Origin of the sequence: Bacillus sp. FJAT-27225 (assembly GCF_001685025.1) — a bacterium.
Taxonomy (GTDB): Bacteria; Bacillota; Bacilli; order Bacillales; family Cytobacillaceae; genus Bacillus_D.
In genome coordinates, this window is the sequence record NZ_MAYU01000003.1 from 30,042 (window position 1) to 45,506 (window position 15,465).

16 protein-coding genes and 1 tRNA gene are annotated in these 15,465 nt (G+C 40.1%); 12 read left to right on the forward strand and 5 right to left on the reverse strand.

The annotated features are described in order from the left end of the window. Positions 1 to 41: 41 nt before the first annotated feature. On the reverse strand, positions 42 to 500 hold the full coding sequence (locus tag A8F94_RS06880) for a spore coat protein (RefSeq protein ID WP_066197540.1): 459 nt from the start codon (positions 498 to 500) through the stop codon (positions 42 to 44). An 84-nt stretch (positions 501 to 584) separates the two neighbouring features. Continuing rightward, complete coding sequence (locus A8F94_RS06885) at positions 585 to 899, reverse strand: hypothetical protein (protein ID WP_066197543.1); 315 nt, start codon at positions 897 to 899, stop codon at positions 585 to 587. A gap of 317 nt (positions 900 to 1,216) precedes the next feature. Between A8F94_RS06885 and sirA the strand changes: the two genes are divergently transcribed. The 4 genes from sirA (at position 1,217) to A8F94_RS06905 (ending at position 5,638) form a co-directional block, all read left to right on the forward strand. After that, on the forward strand, positions 1,217 to 1,657 hold the full coding sequence (gene sirA / locus A8F94_RS06890; protein WP_066197547.1) for a sporulation inhibitor of replication protein SirA: 441 nt from the start codon (positions 1,217 to 1,219) through the stop codon (positions 1,655 to 1,657). 72 nt (positions 1,658 to 1,729) lie between these two features. Continuing rightward, positions 1,730 to 1,951 (forward strand): YneF family protein, encoded by a 222-nt coding sequence (locus A8F94_RS06895; RefSeq protein WP_066197550.1) that lies wholly within the window; start codon positions 1,730 to 1,732, stop codon positions 1,949 to 1,951. Between the two features lie 146 nt (positions 1,952 to 2,097). After that, entirely contained in the window at positions 2,098 to 3,849 is a 1,752-nt protein-coding gene (locus tag A8F94_RS06900; protein ID WP_066197552.1) for an ABC transporter transmembrane domain-containing protein, read from the forward strand. Beyond that, on the forward strand, positions 3,836 to 5,638 hold the full coding sequence (locus A8F94_RS06905; RefSeq protein WP_066197555.1) for an ABC transporter ATP-binding protein: 1,803 nt from the start codon (positions 3,836 to 3,838) through the stop codon (positions 5,636 to 5,638). Before A8F94_RS06900 ends, A8F94_RS06905 begins: the two co-directional genes overlap by 14 nt. A 41-nt stretch (positions 5,639 to 5,679) precedes the next feature. Here the strand turns inward: A8F94_RS06905 and A8F94_RS06910 are convergent, their stop codons facing one another. Further along, positions 5,680 to 5,853, reverse strand: a complete 174-nt coding sequence (locus A8F94_RS06910) for an aspartyl-phosphate phosphatase Spo0E family protein (protein WP_066197559.1) — start codon at positions 5,851 to 5,853, stop codon at positions 5,680 to 5,682. A gap of 262 nt (positions 5,854 to 6,115) precedes the next feature. On the opposite strand from A8F94_RS06910, the gene A8F94_RS06915 reads away from it, so the two are divergent. Both A8F94_RS06915 and A8F94_RS06920 read left to right on the forward strand, forming a co-directional pair. Then, the gene (locus A8F94_RS06915) at positions 6,116 to 6,826 is read left to right on the forward strand and encodes a cytochrome c biogenesis CcdA family protein (RefSeq protein ID WP_066197561.1); all 711 of its coding nucleotides are present in this window, start codon (positions 6,116 to 6,118) and stop codon (positions 6,824 to 6,826) included. A gap of 84 nt (positions 6,827 to 6,910) precedes the next feature. Next, positions 6,911 to 7,393, forward strand: coding sequence for a CcdC family protein (locus A8F94_RS06920; protein ID WP_066197565.1), 483 nt, complete (start codon positions 6,911 to 6,913; stop codon positions 7,391 to 7,393). Positions 7,394 to 7,626: 233 nt separating this feature from the next. Here the strand turns inward: A8F94_RS06920 and A8F94_RS06925 are convergent, their stop codons facing one another. Then, complete coding sequence (locus A8F94_RS06925) at positions 7,627 to 8,052, reverse strand: DUF2621 domain-containing protein (RefSeq protein ID WP_066197568.1); 426 nt, start codon at positions 8,050 to 8,052, stop codon at positions 7,627 to 7,629. Positions 8,053 to 8,191: 139 nt separating this feature from the next. Here A8F94_RS06925 and A8F94_RS25665 point away from each other — a divergent pair. Together A8F94_RS25665 and A8F94_RS06930 are read left to right on the forward strand one after the other, a co-directional pair. Further along, positions 8,192 to 8,288 (forward strand) — tRNA-Sec (locus tag A8F94_RS25665). 379 nt (positions 8,289 to 8,667) lie between these two features. Continuing rightward, entirely contained in the window at positions 8,668 to 9,972 is a 1,305-nt protein-coding gene (locus A8F94_RS06930; protein ID WP_175384369.1) for a phospholipase D-like domain-containing protein, read from the forward strand. Between the two features lie 331 nt (positions 9,973 to 10,303). Here the strand turns inward: A8F94_RS06930 and A8F94_RS06935 are convergent, their stop codons facing one another. After that, positions 10,304 to 11,125 carry a hypothetical protein gene (locus A8F94_RS06935; protein ID WP_066197576.1) on the reverse strand — a complete coding sequence of 274 codons (822 nt, stop codon included), beginning with the start codon at positions 11,123 to 11,125 and terminating at the stop codon, positions 10,304 to 10,306. A gap of 282 nt (positions 11,126 to 11,407) precedes the next feature. Here A8F94_RS06935 and A8F94_RS06940 point away from each other — a divergent pair, with 282 nt between their 5' ends. From A8F94_RS06940 to A8F94_RS06955, 4 genes are all read left to right on the forward strand, one after another. Further along, positions 11,408 to 12,238, forward strand: a complete 831-nt coding sequence (locus A8F94_RS06940; protein ID WP_066197579.1) for an alpha/beta hydrolase — start codon at positions 11,408 to 11,410, stop codon at positions 12,236 to 12,238. 151 nt (positions 12,239 to 12,389) lie between these two features. Further along, positions 12,390 to 13,559 carry an ATP-grasp domain-containing protein gene (locus tag A8F94_RS06945; RefSeq protein WP_066197582.1) on the forward strand — a complete coding sequence of 390 codons (1,170 nt, stop codon included), beginning with the start codon at positions 12,390 to 12,392 and terminating at the stop codon, positions 13,557 to 13,559. 17 nt (positions 13,560 to 13,576) lie between these two features. Beyond that, positions 13,577 to 14,314 carry an esterase family protein gene (locus tag A8F94_RS06950; protein WP_066197585.1) on the forward strand — a complete coding sequence of 246 codons (738 nt, stop codon included), beginning with the start codon at positions 13,577 to 13,579 and terminating at the stop codon, positions 14,312 to 14,314. An 860-nt stretch (positions 14,315 to 15,174) separates the two neighbouring features. After that, entirely contained in the window at positions 15,175 to 15,375 is a 201-nt protein-coding gene (locus A8F94_RS06955; protein ID WP_066197587.1) for a cold-shock protein, read from the forward strand. Positions 15,376 to 15,465 lie beyond the last annotated feature (90 nt).

Below are 15,465 nucleotides of genomic sequence, written 5' to 3' on the forward strand. Positions count from 1 at the left end.
AGAGGCCGGAAATGTATTCCGGCCTCTTACCTTTGCAATGATTAAAGAATTTCCAATTCAACGATCAAGGCTAGCAGAAGCTGTACCAATACTTGGATGTTCACAGCAATTTGAGTGTCAGTTGTGGTTACATTCACACCACGGCTGTTTTCAACGATGGTACGCTGCCTGGTTGTTTGATGAATTCTGGATGATTCCAGCAGCTCCTGGGAGATCCTTTCAGCTAATGTGCTATCTGCAATGGAAATGCGGATGACTGCTTGAATAGCGGCTTGCAAAGCAACCTGCAGGGAAATGGCGGCTTTCGTGTCAGTTGAAGTAACCGTAACGTCAACGGAATTCCTCACAACGATCACTTCATCGGAGAATTGGGTAGCAACGCTGCGCTGGCGTGCTTCCTGTCTTTTGTTAATTCGGCCCGACCCAACAGCAAGCGGATGATCTTCTCCGCTTAATGCGTCCCAAGTCATGCAGTTTGAACGATGTTTAATTCTGCTCAATGTTATTCCTCCTATCTTTGATTTCCCTACTAGGTTATTCAAGGGAAAGAGAGAAGGTATGGACAAATTATGGAGGGGAAAAGTCTATTTTTTTGATTTTTTTCCTGGTTTCCAAACTAGACTCAGGTCATTGTTACTGCTATGCATAAACGGTGTGACTTCCTGGCTGTCAGCAGTTGACGTATGTTTCTCCATCTCCTGATCAATTTTTTCTTCATGATTATGCTTGGCCAGGAACTCATCTGTTTGCTCTTTTAAACGGTATACCATGTCTCTCAGCCTTTGTTTTTCATCTGATGACAGCGATTTTTTATCCACATTGTACTTACTGAGTGTTTTCGAGACTAGAAATTTCATAATATCGCCAGATAAATCATTATTTCCAACCCTTTTATTCACAAAAATTCCTCCCTACATGCTTAATTATAATATCCTATGGTTAATTGTGATGGCGCGTATGAGCAAAAGGTGGAATTATAACGTTGGATCTGGACTGTTTTTCTTTATTCTTTAATCAATGATAAGAAAAAAGTAAATCCGTGACACAACCAAGCTTGGATAGTATAATAAAGGATAAGAAAATTTTGGAATAGTTCGACATGCATTTTTCGAACCCATTGACTCTTGCCATCACGTTCTTCATCCCCGAATAAATGCCAGCCTGTAATCAGATGAAGCCAGCCTTTCCGTAAGGCCAAAAACAGGGAGAGATCAAAATGAGAAAATATGAACTCTATTTAATTAAAGAAGAGTTTGCGTCCCATTACTTCGGAAGGGAGCGCATATTTTTTTATTTGTTCAGAGAAAATAGGCAGGCTGAAGGGGAATTGAAAAAAGTAACGGATCTGCAAATTAAGTATATTACAAGGCCATTGCCCGTCTTGCGAATACACCAGCTCCTCCACAAACAACTGGAAAAGACCAAAGGATTTTCAGTTGAAAATGGAATCTATAAAATTGAAGTGAATGGCAAGTTCAGTACGGCGACTCTTGCTGTTTTTGAACAGCATATTGTTGTAAGCGCTAACGGGGGTTATGAAGCGGAAACCGCTTTTTTCGAGGTGTTAAGGAAATGTGAATCGTCTTTCCTTGCCATTGACCTGGATAACAAAAGGTATGGCTGGCTGAAACCAATTAAAGAAAGAAAATTTGTCTAATACAGGCGAATTGGTGTATAATTACGCTTGGTAATTTACATTTTTGAAGGACAACATGGAGGAGGAAATACGATGGCTACTGGCTGGGTGATTACCATTGCAGTGTTGGCGCTAATTGTCGGCATTGTAATCGGATTTTTTATAACACGCAGGTACATGATGGATTACTTGAAGAAAAATCCGCCTATTAATGAGCAAATGTTGAAAGTTATGATGATGCAGATGGGCATGAAACCTTCACAGAAGAAAATTAATCAAATGATGGCTGCCATGAACAAGCAGCAATCAAAATAAGCTGGACAGGCATCCTCGGTGAGGGTGCTTTTTATTTTGAATTATGTTGTGTTAATCTTCCTTATTTTTGAAAAATTTGATAAAATGATTTTCTTGTGGGAGTGTTTTATGAACTACATAACTAGTAGAGATAGAGGGGGGAGATCATGAGAATATTTGCGGAGTTAAAATGGTTCTTCTGGGAGGAAAGAAAGTCGTACATAACGGGAATAGCGATATTGCTGTTCGTTGCATTCCTTCAGCTTATTCCTCCAAAAGTCATCGGCATCATTGCCGATAGCATCCAGGATGGAACCATTACCGCTGCAGGCCTAGGAATATGGGTTGCAGTCCTGCTGGCTGCTGGCTTGGTAATGTATGTTTTAAGATTTATTTGGCGAGTCATGATATTTGGTTCAGCCGTAAAATTGGCGAGGGATCTCAGGGATCAATTGTTTCAGCACTTTACTAAAATGTCTCCGGCCTTTTACCAAAAGAGACGAATAGGAGACTTAATGGCTCATGCTACAAATGATCTTCAAGCAATCCAGCAGACTGCTGGGGTAGGCGTCTTGACGCTTGTAGACTCTCTGGCCACAGGTGGTTTTGTTATTCTGGCGATGGCCTTTACGATTAGCTGGAAGCTGACACTGATTGCCCTTATCCCAATGCCGTTAATGGCATGGCTTACAAGCTGGTTCGGAACGATGCTGCACCGCTCGTTCCATAAAGCCCAAGAGGCATTTTCTTCACTAAATGACAAGACGCAAGAAAGTATTTCGGGAATCAAGGTTATTAAGACTTTTGGACAGGAATCAGAGGATATTGAAGACTTCAGACAACAATCCAAGGACGTTGTCGAAAAGAACATGACGGTTGCAAAAATTGACGCTTTATACGATCCGACCATATCCATCATTGTCGGCATTTCTTTCTTCCTTTCAATTGGCTTTGGGGCAAGGGATGTTCTCAATGGCAATTTGACAATCGGTGAACTGATTTCATTTACTACATATTTAGGGCTGTTGATATGGCCGATGCTGGCGTTTGGCTGGCTCTTTAACATTGTTGAAAGAGGGCGGGCATCCTATGACAGGGTTTCGTCTCTTCTGAAGCAGCCCCAGGATATACAAGACATACAAGATGCCCTCTCAGAAGTACCTGCAGGTAAAATCGATTACTGCATTCGGGAGTTTGCTTTTTCTAGTGAAGAAAGGCCACTTTTAAAAGATATTTATTTTTCTATCGGAAAAGGCGAGACTCTTGGCATTGTCGGCAAAACTGGAGCTGGCAAAACGACACTTCTTAAGCTGCTCATCAGGGAATACCCTATTGAATCAGGAGAAATCCTTTTTGGCGGGAAAAAAATTGAAACCTATCGCCTTGAACTGCTAAGGGAGGCAATTGGATATGTTCCTCAGGACCATTTTCTGTTTTCGGCAACCGTCGCAGAAAATATTGCATTTGCCATGCCACACGCAACGAGGGATGAGATTATCGCCGCTGCAAGACTGGCAAATATTCATGACGATATTCTTGGCTTTACCAATGGGTATGAAACGGTTGTCGGGGAAAGGGGAGTTTCATTATCCGGCGGACAAAAGCAAAGGATTTCGATTGCCCGGGCACTCCTTCTTAATCCAGAAGTATTGATTCTGGATGATTCCTTATCTGCGGTTGATGCAAAGACTGAAGAAGCAATACTTGGTGCCTTAAAGAAGGAAAGGGAAGGGAAAACAACCATCATTACATCTCACCGGCTTAGTGCTATCCAGCATGCAAACCAAATTCTTGTCATTGAAGAGGGCAGAATTATTGAGCGGGGAACGCATGAACAATTGATGGAACATGGCGGCTGGTACCGTGAAATGTACTTGCACCAGCAGCTGGAGGAGTTGGTTGAACATGGGGGGCATTAAGTTGGATCAAAACTTGACTGATAAGGAACAAAGAAAGGTTCTATACAGGCTCCTGTCCTATACGAAACCGCATAAGAAAGCTATAGGCGTTGGGTTCCTGCTTCTTTTCTTGACTACACTTGGTGACATTGCGGGGCCTTATCTAGTAAAAATCTTTATTGACGATTACCTGCTTCCTAATAACATTGAATTTCGTCCGATATTGGCACTGGGAATCATTTATATGGCAATCCAAGTAGCGAAAGCATTCCTCCTATACTTTCAGTTAGTCAAATTCCAGGAAATTGCTCTAAAAATCATCCAGCAGCTAAGGATTGATGTTTTTTCCAAAGTACAGGCGCTTGGAATGCGCTACTTTGACAAAACGCCGGCTGGGAGCATTGTTTCCAGGGTTACCAATGACACTGAGGCTATAAAAGATATGTTTGTTACTGTCATTGCGACATTTATACAAAGCGGGTTCCTCTTGTTCGGTATTTTCACTGCGATGTTTATGCTGGATGTGAAGCTTGCTTTATTCTGTACACTCCTGCTCCCGATTATCGTTGCTGTCATCGCCACGTACAGGAAGTATAGCTCCCGCTACTATCTTGCAATGAGGGAGCGGCTTAGCCAGTTAAATGCGAAGCTTAGTGAATCACTGCAGGGAATGCCGATCATCCAGGTATTCAGGCAGGAAAAGCGGCTTCGCAAGGAATTTGGCGAAATCAATGAACATCATTATCAGGCGGGCATGAAGAACCTCAAGCTTGACGGGCTGCTGTTAAGACCGGCAATTGACATGATTTATATCTTTGCTTTGATTCTTGTATTGAGTTATTTCGGGATTGCCTCCATGGAAGTTTCGGTCGAAATAGGTGTGCTTTATGCCTTCGTTAATTATCTTGACCGCTTCTTTGAGCCGGTTAACCAGATGATGATGAGGCTTTCCCTCTATCAGCAGGCAATAGTGGCGGGATCAAGAGTATTCCGGCTGCTGGATGAGGAAGAGCTTGCACCCGGGCAGAAGAATGCAGAAGGGCTTAAAGTCCAGGATGGGAAAATTGAAATCAAAAATGTCAGCTTTTCCTATGACGGCGAGACCGATGTTTTGAAAAATATATCTTTTACTGCCAACCCAGGTGAAACTGTTGCTCTTGTGGGCCACACAGGAAGCGGAAAGAGCTCAATCATCAATTTGCTTATGAGGTTCTATGAATTTGACCGGGGCGAAATTTTAATTGATGGGGAGTCTTTGAAAAATTTTACAAAGGATGAGCTGAGGAGAAAAATGGGCCTCGTGCTTCAGGACCCATTCTTGTTTTATGGTACGGTTGCTGACAATATCCGCCTGCATGATAAAAAGATGCCAGAAGAAAAGATTATAGATGCGGCAAGATTCGTCCAGGCGCATACATTTATTGAAAAGCTGGAAGACAAGTATGAACATAAAGTTGTGGAACGCGGGGCCGCCTTTTCAAGCGGCCAGAGGCAATTGATAGCTTTTGCACGAACGATTGCTGCCGATCCCAAAATACTTGTCCTTGATGAGGCGACTGCCAATATTGATACAGAAACAGAGGAAGCCATCCAGACTGCACTGAACAAAATGAGGGAAGGGCGGACGACCATCGCGATTGCCCATCGGCTCTCGACCATTCAGGATGCGGACCAGATCCTTGTCCTCCATAAAGGGGAGATTGTTGAAAGAGGTACCCATCAGGAGCTCCTGGCTTTAAGGGGGCTTTATCATAAGATGTACCTTCTGCAAAACGGATTAGTTGAACGGTATCAAGATGCCGTGAATTAGCCAAAAGAAAAACAGCCCGGATATGAATGGAGGGCTGTTTTTTATGATTGGGTTTGAAGTTTTTGAACATATGTATCATTATACTGATTGAGCAGGTGATCGAGTTCCTGGCTGTACTGGATAGCGACCGAGGAGCTTAAGCCGTTTACTGCAGCAACTTGATACAACTCTATCCGCTTTTGTTCAATTAGAGAAAGCAAGTCCTGTTTTAACACGGCTGTAATTCCTTTCTGCGATATGTCATTTTTAGGAGAACAATGAAGATTTTAGTAAATGGGATACTCGACTAAGTATATCGTATAATGGTAAATAATTCAAAAGATATTTGTAAAAAAACTTACAAAAGATTGACACTATGTCAATCTTATCAAACTTGGGGAGATGACACAAAACTTTCATGCAGATTCCTAACCTTCCTGCTAACTATTTGTTAGAATGGAAGCAACATACAAGTATAGTTTTGGGAGAGGTTTTCTTATGGGTACCGAAGTTAATTTGTTCCTCGCATTGGGTGCCGGGTTTCTAAGCTTCATTTCACCTTGCTGCCTGCCGCTTTATCCCGCATTCCTTTCATATATAACTGGAATGTCAGTAAGTGATTTGAAGAGTGATAATGCGATGATGCAAAGGCGCAGCATCCTGCATACCATCTTTTTCCTGATAGGGTTTTCTTCCATCTTTGTTATGATGGGCTTTGTGACTTCCTTTATTGGACAGTTCTTGTTTCAAAACCAGGATTTAATCCGGCAAATCGGTGCGATTTTTATGATTATCTTCGGGTTAATGATTATTGGACTATTTAAGCCTGAATTCCTGATGAAAGACCGTAAATTCCAATTCAAGAACCGTCCTGCTGGCTATGCTGGTTCCATCCTGATTGGTATGGCGTTTGCCGCTGGCTGGACTCCATGTACCGGTCCGATCCTTGGCGCAGTGCTTTCGCTGGCAGCCACCGATCCAAGTTCAAGTATGCCGCTTATGATCGCCTATATCCTGGGCTTTGCGATTCCGTTTTTCATCCTGTCCTTCTTCATTGGCAGAATATCATGGATTAAACGGAACTCTATCAAAATTATGAAAATCGGCGGCTACATCATGATTGGTATGGGGATTATGCTATTCTTTGACTGGCTGACCGTCATCATTCAGGTACTTCAGCCGTTGTTTGGCGGATTCACAGGTTTTTAGGATTTTGGAAGAATAGCGTGCGTGAGCTTTGTTTTTGTAATATAATGAACTTGTTAACCTACTTAGAAGATTGGGATGAGACGTATGAATCTTGCCCTTGCATCAACAGTTGTCGCAATAGGCATGGCAACAATGGCCATGTTTGTCAGAATGAAGGCAGCAAAAAAACCTGCGACTGCTATGAAAATCATCATGCCTCCAATTGGAATGAGCACAGGTTCCCTTATGTATATAGTTCCTGAATTCCGGCTTACCGGGATGGAAATTGTTGAAGCAGTTATATTGGGGATGCTATTTTCGATCCTTTTGATAAAAACCTCTTCATTCGAAGTTAAGGATCAACAGATCTATGTAAAACGCTCGAAAGCATTTTTCTTTATTCTGATTGGCTTGCTAATTGTCAGGCTGGCCATGAAGTTGATATTGAGTGCGACAATCGACTTTGGGGAATTATCCGGAATGTTCTTCCTTTTAGCTTTCTCCATGATCCTGCCCTGGCGGATTGCCATGTACCGCGACTTTAAAAAATTGCAGAAGCAAATTACTCTTACAAAACAGTCGGCCTAGTTGGGTCGGCTGTTTTTGTTATGTGGGAGAGTTGGTGGGGAAGGGGGAGGTGGTTTTTTGGTAAATGGGCACTAGTGGAGGGATAATTAATCTAAAAATCTGTAGATATTGGATAAATCAGTTTAAAAGGAAGAGGAATTAATCTATTAAAAATTTTTATTAGCTTAGTCAGCTGCAAAAACTGACCCATTAAGCGAATAAAATGGAAAAGTAAAAAGCCGCTCTAATGGCGGCTAAAATAAGTGCTGGTATCGAGTAAGATCGATTTGTTTTTCATTTAATGTCTTTTTCAAAAACTTATGGTCGCGTTTTGGAGTAGCCATGATATAGCCTTTAATGACAAGCTCCTGGTCAATCTTGCTTACCTTTTCGTTTAGGGCAAGCTCACCGATTTTCCCGGCTATTTTATGCCTGGCTACATCACGGAACAGCTCGGGTACAGGTTGGACAAGTTCCTCCAGAAACGCCTTTTGGTCATCCGGCCAAAGGTGGCGAGATTGGTTCACATAGTACTCTTCCCAATCCATGATCGACTTGCCGTCTTCTTTAGGAAGTTTTTTAAGGAACTTCCGAAACATAAAAAACCCGCCAATGGCCATTAAGCCAAACAGCAAGAAGACCCAAATCACAATCATTAATTCTTTTAAAATATCGATCATTGCATTCACCTGCGTCTTATAATCACTATCCTTATTATAAAACGATTCAGCAAATTATGACAAGACTGTGGCATTGGATCATTTCTATAGCAACTATAGTAGTTTTTTGCTATAATAACTTTTGTCATCATATTAACACGGGGCTGAATGGGGTACTGGTGTCCTCCACGGTCTTCAAAACCGCTTGTGACCTGCGTGCCAGGTCAGGTGGGTTCGATTCCCACACAGTCCCGCCAAATTTACATATCAACATATGAACTTAAGACCGAGGCAACTCGGTCTTTTTTTTGTTAGGTGGTGCCTAAAATTGTACCATTGTTCATTTTGGGAAGAGAGTGTCTCTTAAGATTTGGTAAAGACGAAATATAATAGATATTAACAACTTATATTGTTATTTATTGCTCTGATATTTGTAATGTAAATAAATTTGGACAAACTATTAACAATTAGTGGGGCTTTAGAGGTGTTAGAAAGGAGGTAAATCCGATAAAAAAGGTTAGGAAAACGGCTATTGTTATTCTCATTTTTTATTTAATGTATATTACCATATTTGGCATCGTTATTTTTAAAGATAAGCATCCGCAGGTTAGTAGCACTTATAAGGAACAGCATAAAGTGGAAAGATTCTATGGAAATGAGACGTCACAGGATCGTGTGATTCTACTGGAAGAAAAAATGTTTTCAGGTCTAGCACGTGTTAACTTAATGGAAAATGCACAGGAATCTATTGATGTCTCCTATTATGCGATTCATAAAGGATATATTACTGATTTATTGTTAGGAATGATATTGGATGCGGCCGATCGTGGAGTAAAGGTAAGGATCCTTTTGGATGGAATTTTCCATGGTTTTAGATTTAGTCTGAAAGATGTTCAATACGCCTTAATCCATCATCCAAATATCGAAATTAAATTTTATGAACCATTAAATCCTTTATTGCCTTGGACATGGAATAATCGACTCCATGATAAATTTCTTATTATCGATCATAAGTATGCAATTATCGGGGGCAGAAATATCGGGGATCGTTATTTTATTCCAGAAGGTGAAAAATCCCCTACGAATGATCGAGATGTTCTAATCATTAATACGGATCCCAAGTCAAAGGAAGGCAGTGTTTTGTATCAAATGGAAGGCTATTTTAATCAAGTCTGGGACCATCCCATTACAAAAGTTCCTTTTAAAAAGCTATCCACACACCAACAAAAGAAAGCAAAAGAAGCCAATCAACAATTAAAACAGAAACTAGAAAATTTGAAAAAAACGGATAAAAAATTATTTGCTAGTTATTATGATTGGGTGAAAATGTCCCTTCCTACTAAAAATATCACCTTTATTCATAATCCTATACAAAGATTTAATAAAGAACCTTGGGCTTGGTATGATTTAACGAATCTCATGAAGAATTCGAAAAAGTCCATAGTCATTCAAAGCCCGTATGTTATTCCAACGAAACCTATGCTTCCTTATATGGATACTTTACAAGTACCTCCCGAAAAGATAACGATTTTAACGAACTCTTTAGCATCGACAGCAAATGTTATGGCCTATTCAGGACATATTAAACATATTAACGGGATGGCAAAAAAGGGTGTGAATGTATTGGAATATCAAGGGCGTGACTCCATACATGCCAAAACATTTATCTTTGATAATCGATTGAGTTCCATTGGAGCATTTAATATGGATTCCAGGTCGACGTTTTTAAATACTGAGTCTATGGTCGTTATTGATAGCGTGGAATTTACCGAGAATCTCGAAAAAGAAATGAACCAGTATTTTAAAAAGAGCTTAAAGGTAGCAAAGGATGGGTCGTATATAGAGGACCCAAACTTAAAACCAGGTAAAGTAAGTTGGGTTAAATCATTCAGTATAAAAGGACTATCCTATATAACGGGTTTATTCCAGCATTTATTATAAGGCTCCACTCAATAAACTCAGATAGGTATAGTTAAATTTCATTAAAAATACACCAAACTACTTTTAATCACATAAACCTCATTCTGTAGGACTATTCAGGACTTTGTGATACTAAAATTACGTACTGTCTAGAACTTCAAAACTACTTTTGACCTACGTCCCAGTCAGGTGGGTTCAATTCCCACACAGTCCCGCCAATACACACTTGAAGCACAACTCCAATCACTTGGACATTTTATCTTTTAGCCGAGCAATTTTTATTTCACTAATAAAAATGGCCACCCTGACTATATGGGTGGCCTTATTTGCGTACTGTGGTTTTCTTGCTAAACTAAGCTGACCGCCGCTGGCTCCTTCTTATCCTGCTATCCTTTTTAGTGGATTTGTCATTCCTTTTGGTTTTGGAAACTCTGAAAAACATCACCAGTCCAGCACTGCCTATCAACATCCACTCAAGTACATATTGATTGCTGCTAAAATAGATTCCGGCAGTGGAGATAATTAACAAAAGGATGCTTTTCAGGTAATAATTGGACCTGGAATTGACCACCATCAGAACGGATAGGATGACAAGCACCGAAGGGATCAAGTTGCTCCTCACTAATAAAGTATGATTGGTATAATGGCCATAAAAGTAATGCAGAAATGATGCTAACACTGCAAACAGTGAAAGAAAATACTTAATCCGGGACTGTTTGGCAAACAGAACCCAGACTGCTGCAAAGTTGATACCAACTGATATTGCTAACTTTATCACCAAATCATTGAATGTGAAGGTGCCGACCGGGTCCTCCATCAGACCCATAACGTATCTAACGTTGAAAAGTACCGCTAGGAGGGCTGCGATTTTTACTACAAGATTTACGCTTACCTTGGGCAGTTTCACTTTTATTTTCTTATCGAAAGGTCTAAAGTTAAAGTTGCGCTTGGAGTTCGTCCTGCTTGGTGGAGTGGCCCCCACTTTGGCCCCTGTACCAGCCATTTTGTTTCGCCTCTCCATCCTTGAGCTGCTGGCCCTGCTTTCCCTTGTTTCCCGTATATTACCCCTTTGGTCTGTCTCCGATTCTGCCTGGGGTTCCTCAGTCCGTATTAGTTCTCTATATTTTTGGCCATCGACTTTTTCTGGATGCTCATTTTCTGAATAAAAGTTCAATGCCTATCACCTCTACCGTTTTTTGTTGAACACTACCACTACCATGAGATTATACAACTCCTAACGTAGAGTTTCTACCTACAAAAGCCTTATTAATTCATTATGGGGAATAATGGAAGGCATTTGTTTTTGAAATTGAATGGAATTCTTGCCTGTTTTCACTATAGCATTTTTGTTCTAAGGGGAGATTAGTAGCACTGGAAATGTTGAAATAAACAAAGGGGTTTAATTAGAAAAAGATTAGTATATTTAATGTAATATCAGGGAGTGAGGAGTGGTAAATTGAACGAATCCTATTTTTATTTAAAACTAGAAACACATGAGTTATATATGCCTTATAAAAATGAAGAACGCCGCGTGCGTGTTTTATTGCCGAAAAACTATGATAAAGATGAGTCTGAACGTTATCCAGTCGTCTATATGCATGATGGGCAAAACGTTTTCTACAGTAGTGAATCTTATAGCGGGTTTTCATGGAAGGTGATTCCGGCAATTAAACAAAATCCCGATTTGCCGAGAATGATTGTTGTTGGGATTGATCATGGTGGACAAGAGCGAATTAATGAATATACGCCTTGGAAAATTACTGAAAGCCCACTTCCTGAAGATTTTGAGCTAGGGGGAAGAGGCGCAGAATTTGCTGAATTTGTCATGACGGTCGTGAAACCGTTTATAGATAAGCATTACCGAACGAAATCAGATAAGTATCATACAGCGATGATTGGCAGTTCACTTGGAGGTAATATTTCGGCTTTTATGGGTATTGAATATAAAAATCAAATTGGTGGATTAGGTATTTTTTCTTTAGCCAATTGGATTACAAATAAAGCATTTGACAGCTATATTGCTAGAAAAGAGTTGGATCCTGAACAACGCGTGTACATTCAAGTTGGGACTCAGGAAGGCGATGAGGCAGACCGTCAATTGATGTATGGTAATATGAAGCAGGCATATATCGATGGCTCGCTTAAGTATTATAAACAACTAATAAAAGGCTCTGTTCCAATTGATAGCATACGTTTTAATATTTTTGCGGATGAAGAACATAATGAAAAAGCCTGGGCAAAACACTTGCCAGAATGTTTACGTTTCTTAAGTGAAAAGTGGTCTTGAACGAACTGAATAAATATATTTAATTGATAGTGTGGGAGGAAACTCTCACACTTTTTTTGAAATTTTTTGAATTTAATTTGATTAAAAATATAAAAGATTGTATCATTTGTAAAAACTAAGATTCTTTGATTCTAAGAAAGGAGCCTTTTTTATGAATTATATTTTGATATCACCGTATTATCCAGTTAATTTCCAGCCGTTCGCTCATCGTTTAAAAAAAGCAGGTATCAATGTTTTAGGAATTGGCGAAGAGCCATATAACCAATTAGGTTCCAAATTACAAAAATCTTTAACTGAATATTATCGTGTCAATAATTTAGAAGATTTAGATGAAGTGAAACGGGCTGTTGCATTTTTATTTTATAAACATGGTCCAATTGACCGCATTGAATCCAATAATGAGCACTGGCTGGAACTTGATGCGAAGTTGCGTGAGCAATTTAACGTGTACGGCAATAAAACGGATGACTTGAAAAAAGTTAAGTATAAATCTGAAATGAAGAAGTTGTTTAAAAAAGCAGAAGTGCCTGTCGTAGAAGGAAGAGTCGTAAAAACTAAAGAGGAGTTATCCAAAGCCATTGATGAATTAGGACTGCCGGTTATTGCTAAACCCGATAACGGAGTGGGGTCGGCTGCCACCTTTAAATTGGATTCAAAAGAGGCTGTACATCATTTTGAAGAAGAATGGGGAGAAGCACAAGTATACTTCTTGGAACCATTTGTCGAAGGAGGCGTGCTTTGTACATTTGATGGTTTAGTGGATCAGAAAGGGAACATTGTTTTCCAAACAAGCTTTACGTATAATGTGCCAACTCTGGAACTGGTTAATGGCCAACTGGATATGGCCTATGTGATTCAAAAAGAAATTGATCCAAGGCTCGAAATGTATGGTAAGGCAATCGTGAAAACATTTGGCATGAAAGAACGCTTTTTCCATATTGAGTTTTTTCGATTGGAAAATGGGGATTATGTTGCACTTGAATACAATAATCGCTTGGCTGGCGGCTACACGGTCGATATGTACAATTTCGCGTACTCCATTGATTTATTTGCTCAGTATGCTTCTTTAGTGAAAGGCGGAAAATTTAAGGAGTCCGATGCTGAAAACCAGTTCTGTGTAGGTGTAACACAGCGTGATGCGTATGAGTATAAACATGGTACGAATGCTATTTATGAACGATTTGGCGATCGTGTAAAGTTGGCACAGCGCATACCAGATGCGTTTGCGGAACTCCAAGGAAATCAGTTTTATGCGATTATTGCAGATTCGCAGGAAGAAGTCGATGACATTATCCGTTTTGTACATGAACGAAATAATTAGGGATAGGAGATTCAGCTATGCATATAGAACATTTAAGCCATTGGAGTGGCGAATTAGGGCGTGAAATGCTGGTGAACAGATATGGACACAGTGGCATGCCAATCGTCGTTTTTCCTTCATCTGGAGGGACGCACACTGAATATCATGATTTTGGAATGATTGATGTGTGTCATGACTTTATTGAATCCGGAAAAGTTCAGTTTTTTACATTGGCTAGTATCGATAGCGAAAGTTGGCTGCACGACTCAAAACCAGCGCATGACCGTGCATTAGCTCATGAAGCATATGACCGTTATGTGATATCAGAAGCTATTCCATTTATAAAACATAAAACAGGTTGGTTTGATCCAATGATGACAACGGGATGTAGCATGGGGGCATATCATGCGTTGAACTTTTTCTTGAGACATCCGGATGTTTTCCAAACGACCATTGCACTTAGCGGTATTTACGATGCGCGTTACTTTTTTGGGGATTACGGAAATGATCCGCTTGTATACCAAAATTCACCGAGTGATTACATTTGGAATCAAAATGACGGCTGGTTTATTGATCGATATCGGTCAGCAACTATCATTATTTGTACCGGCCTGGGTGATTGGGAACAGGACGGGCTGCCTTCATACTTTACCTTAAAAGAAGCCTTTGAAGAAAAACAAATTCCAGCTTTGTTTGATGAGTGGGGCGAAGATGTTTCGCATGATTGGATTTGGTGGAGACGCCAAATGCCGTATTATTTAGGGAAATTACTTTAATAAAATGACAAAAAAACATCGATACGCTGAGTCGCTGGTTTTTTAAGTCAATTGAATAGTTTGGTGTTCAAGAGATATCGAGCCATCATAAGTTAGGAAGACCAAACCGTTTGTGCTGCATGTGGTGCCAAAATTTTTAAAGTTAGAAATCACAGGGGAATATTAGAAAGCAAGAAACCTTGATTATAAGTACTTCTGAGTACATCAAGGTACTAGAAAAACAGATGCTAGCAAACTTCAACCCCCCTTGTGGCCTGAGTGCCAGGTCAGTGGGTTCGATTCCCACACAGTCCCGCTAAAAACCTTGATATATCAAGGTTTCTAATGAAGTGGAATTTTATACATACTGTTTTGTTTTCCCATAGACCGTGTGGGGTTTAAAAAACAGATCGTTTGACCTCCTTTGCGTATGTTTGGGCTTGGGCATCAAAAATGCGAAGGAGGTTTTTGTTTTGGCTGAACAAAGCAAACGGAAGGAATGAAAGAAGACAGCATCAAGGCGATTTACTGAGGAAGAGGCACAAGTTATACATGAGAGGACTCTTGACGAGCTATTTGGCATCTTCATGCAAGCAAAAGAGGTTGAAGGGCTCAGGGAGAGAACGACCATAACACCAATTAAGGCTATTTTACCCTGTTCCGGAATAATCGATATGCGAAGTTATTATTGAAAATTCAGAAGTGGCAAATCTGTTGTGTTTCTTTCTTCTTGCAAATACGTTTGAAAAATGTTAAACTTTAGAAGAATTATTTTTGTTCGGTGTAAAGGATAGTCTAAAGATTAACTTTTCGTCTTGATGATCACTGAGTGCAAGGATAGTAACACATTGTGTGCAAAGCACACAGCAGGAGGAAACAAAATGGAACAAGGTAAAGTAAAATGGTTTAACGCAGAAAAAGGTTTCGGATTTATCGAGCGTGAAGGCGGAGAAGACGTATTCGTTCATTTATCAGCAATCCAAGGCGAAGGTTTCAAATCTTTAGACGAAGGTCAAGCAGTTACTTTTGACGTTGAGCAAGGTCAACGTGGAGCTCAAGCAGCTAACGTTCGTAAAGCTTAATAATGAGAACAAACTAAAGCAGACTCTTTATAGAGTCTGTCAGACTGTAGACAAACTCGAACTAAATCGGGTTTGACTACAGTCTTTTTT

Bases quoted from the DNA above. Each gene is read 5' to 3' on its own strand.
- A8F94_RS06905 (WP_066197555.1), top strand. From the start codon at position 3,836: ATGGGGGGCATTAAGTTGGATCAAAACTTGACTGATAAGGAACAAAGA.
- A8F94_RS06945 (WP_066197582.1), top strand. From the start codon at position 12,390: ATGAATTATATTTTGATATCACCGTATTATCCAGTTAATTTCCAGCCG.
- A8F94_RS06895 (WP_066197550.1), top strand. From the start codon at position 1,730: ATGGCTACTGGCTGGGTGATTACCATTGCAGTGTTGGCGCTAATTGTC.
- A8F94_RS06920 (WP_066197565.1), top strand. From the start codon at position 6,911: ATGAATCTTGCCCTTGCATCAACAGTTGTCGCAATAGGCATGGCAACA.
- A8F94_RS06955 (WP_066197587.1), top strand. From the start codon at position 15,175: ATGGAACAAGGTAAAGTAAAATGGTTTAACGCAGAAAAAGGTTTCGGA.
- A8F94_RS06950 (WP_066197585.1), top strand. From the start codon at position 13,577: ATGCATATAGAACATTTAAGCCATTGGAGTGGCGAATTAGGGCGTGAA.
- A8F94_RS06900 (WP_066197552.1), top strand. From the start codon at position 2,098: ATGAGAATATTTGCGGAGTTAAAATGGTTCTTCTGGGAGGAAAGAAAG.
- A8F94_RS06915 (WP_066197561.1), top strand. From the start codon at position 6,116: ATGGGTACCGAAGTTAATTTGTTCCTCGCATTGGGTGCCGGGTTTCTA.
- A8F94_RS06925 (WP_066197568.1), bottom strand. From the start codon at position 8,052: ATGATCGATATTTTAAAAGAATTAATGATTGTGATTTGGGTCTTCTTG.
- sirA (WP_066197547.1), top strand. From the start codon at position 1,217: ATGAGAAAATATGAACTCTATTTAATTAAAGAAGAGTTTGCGTCCCAT.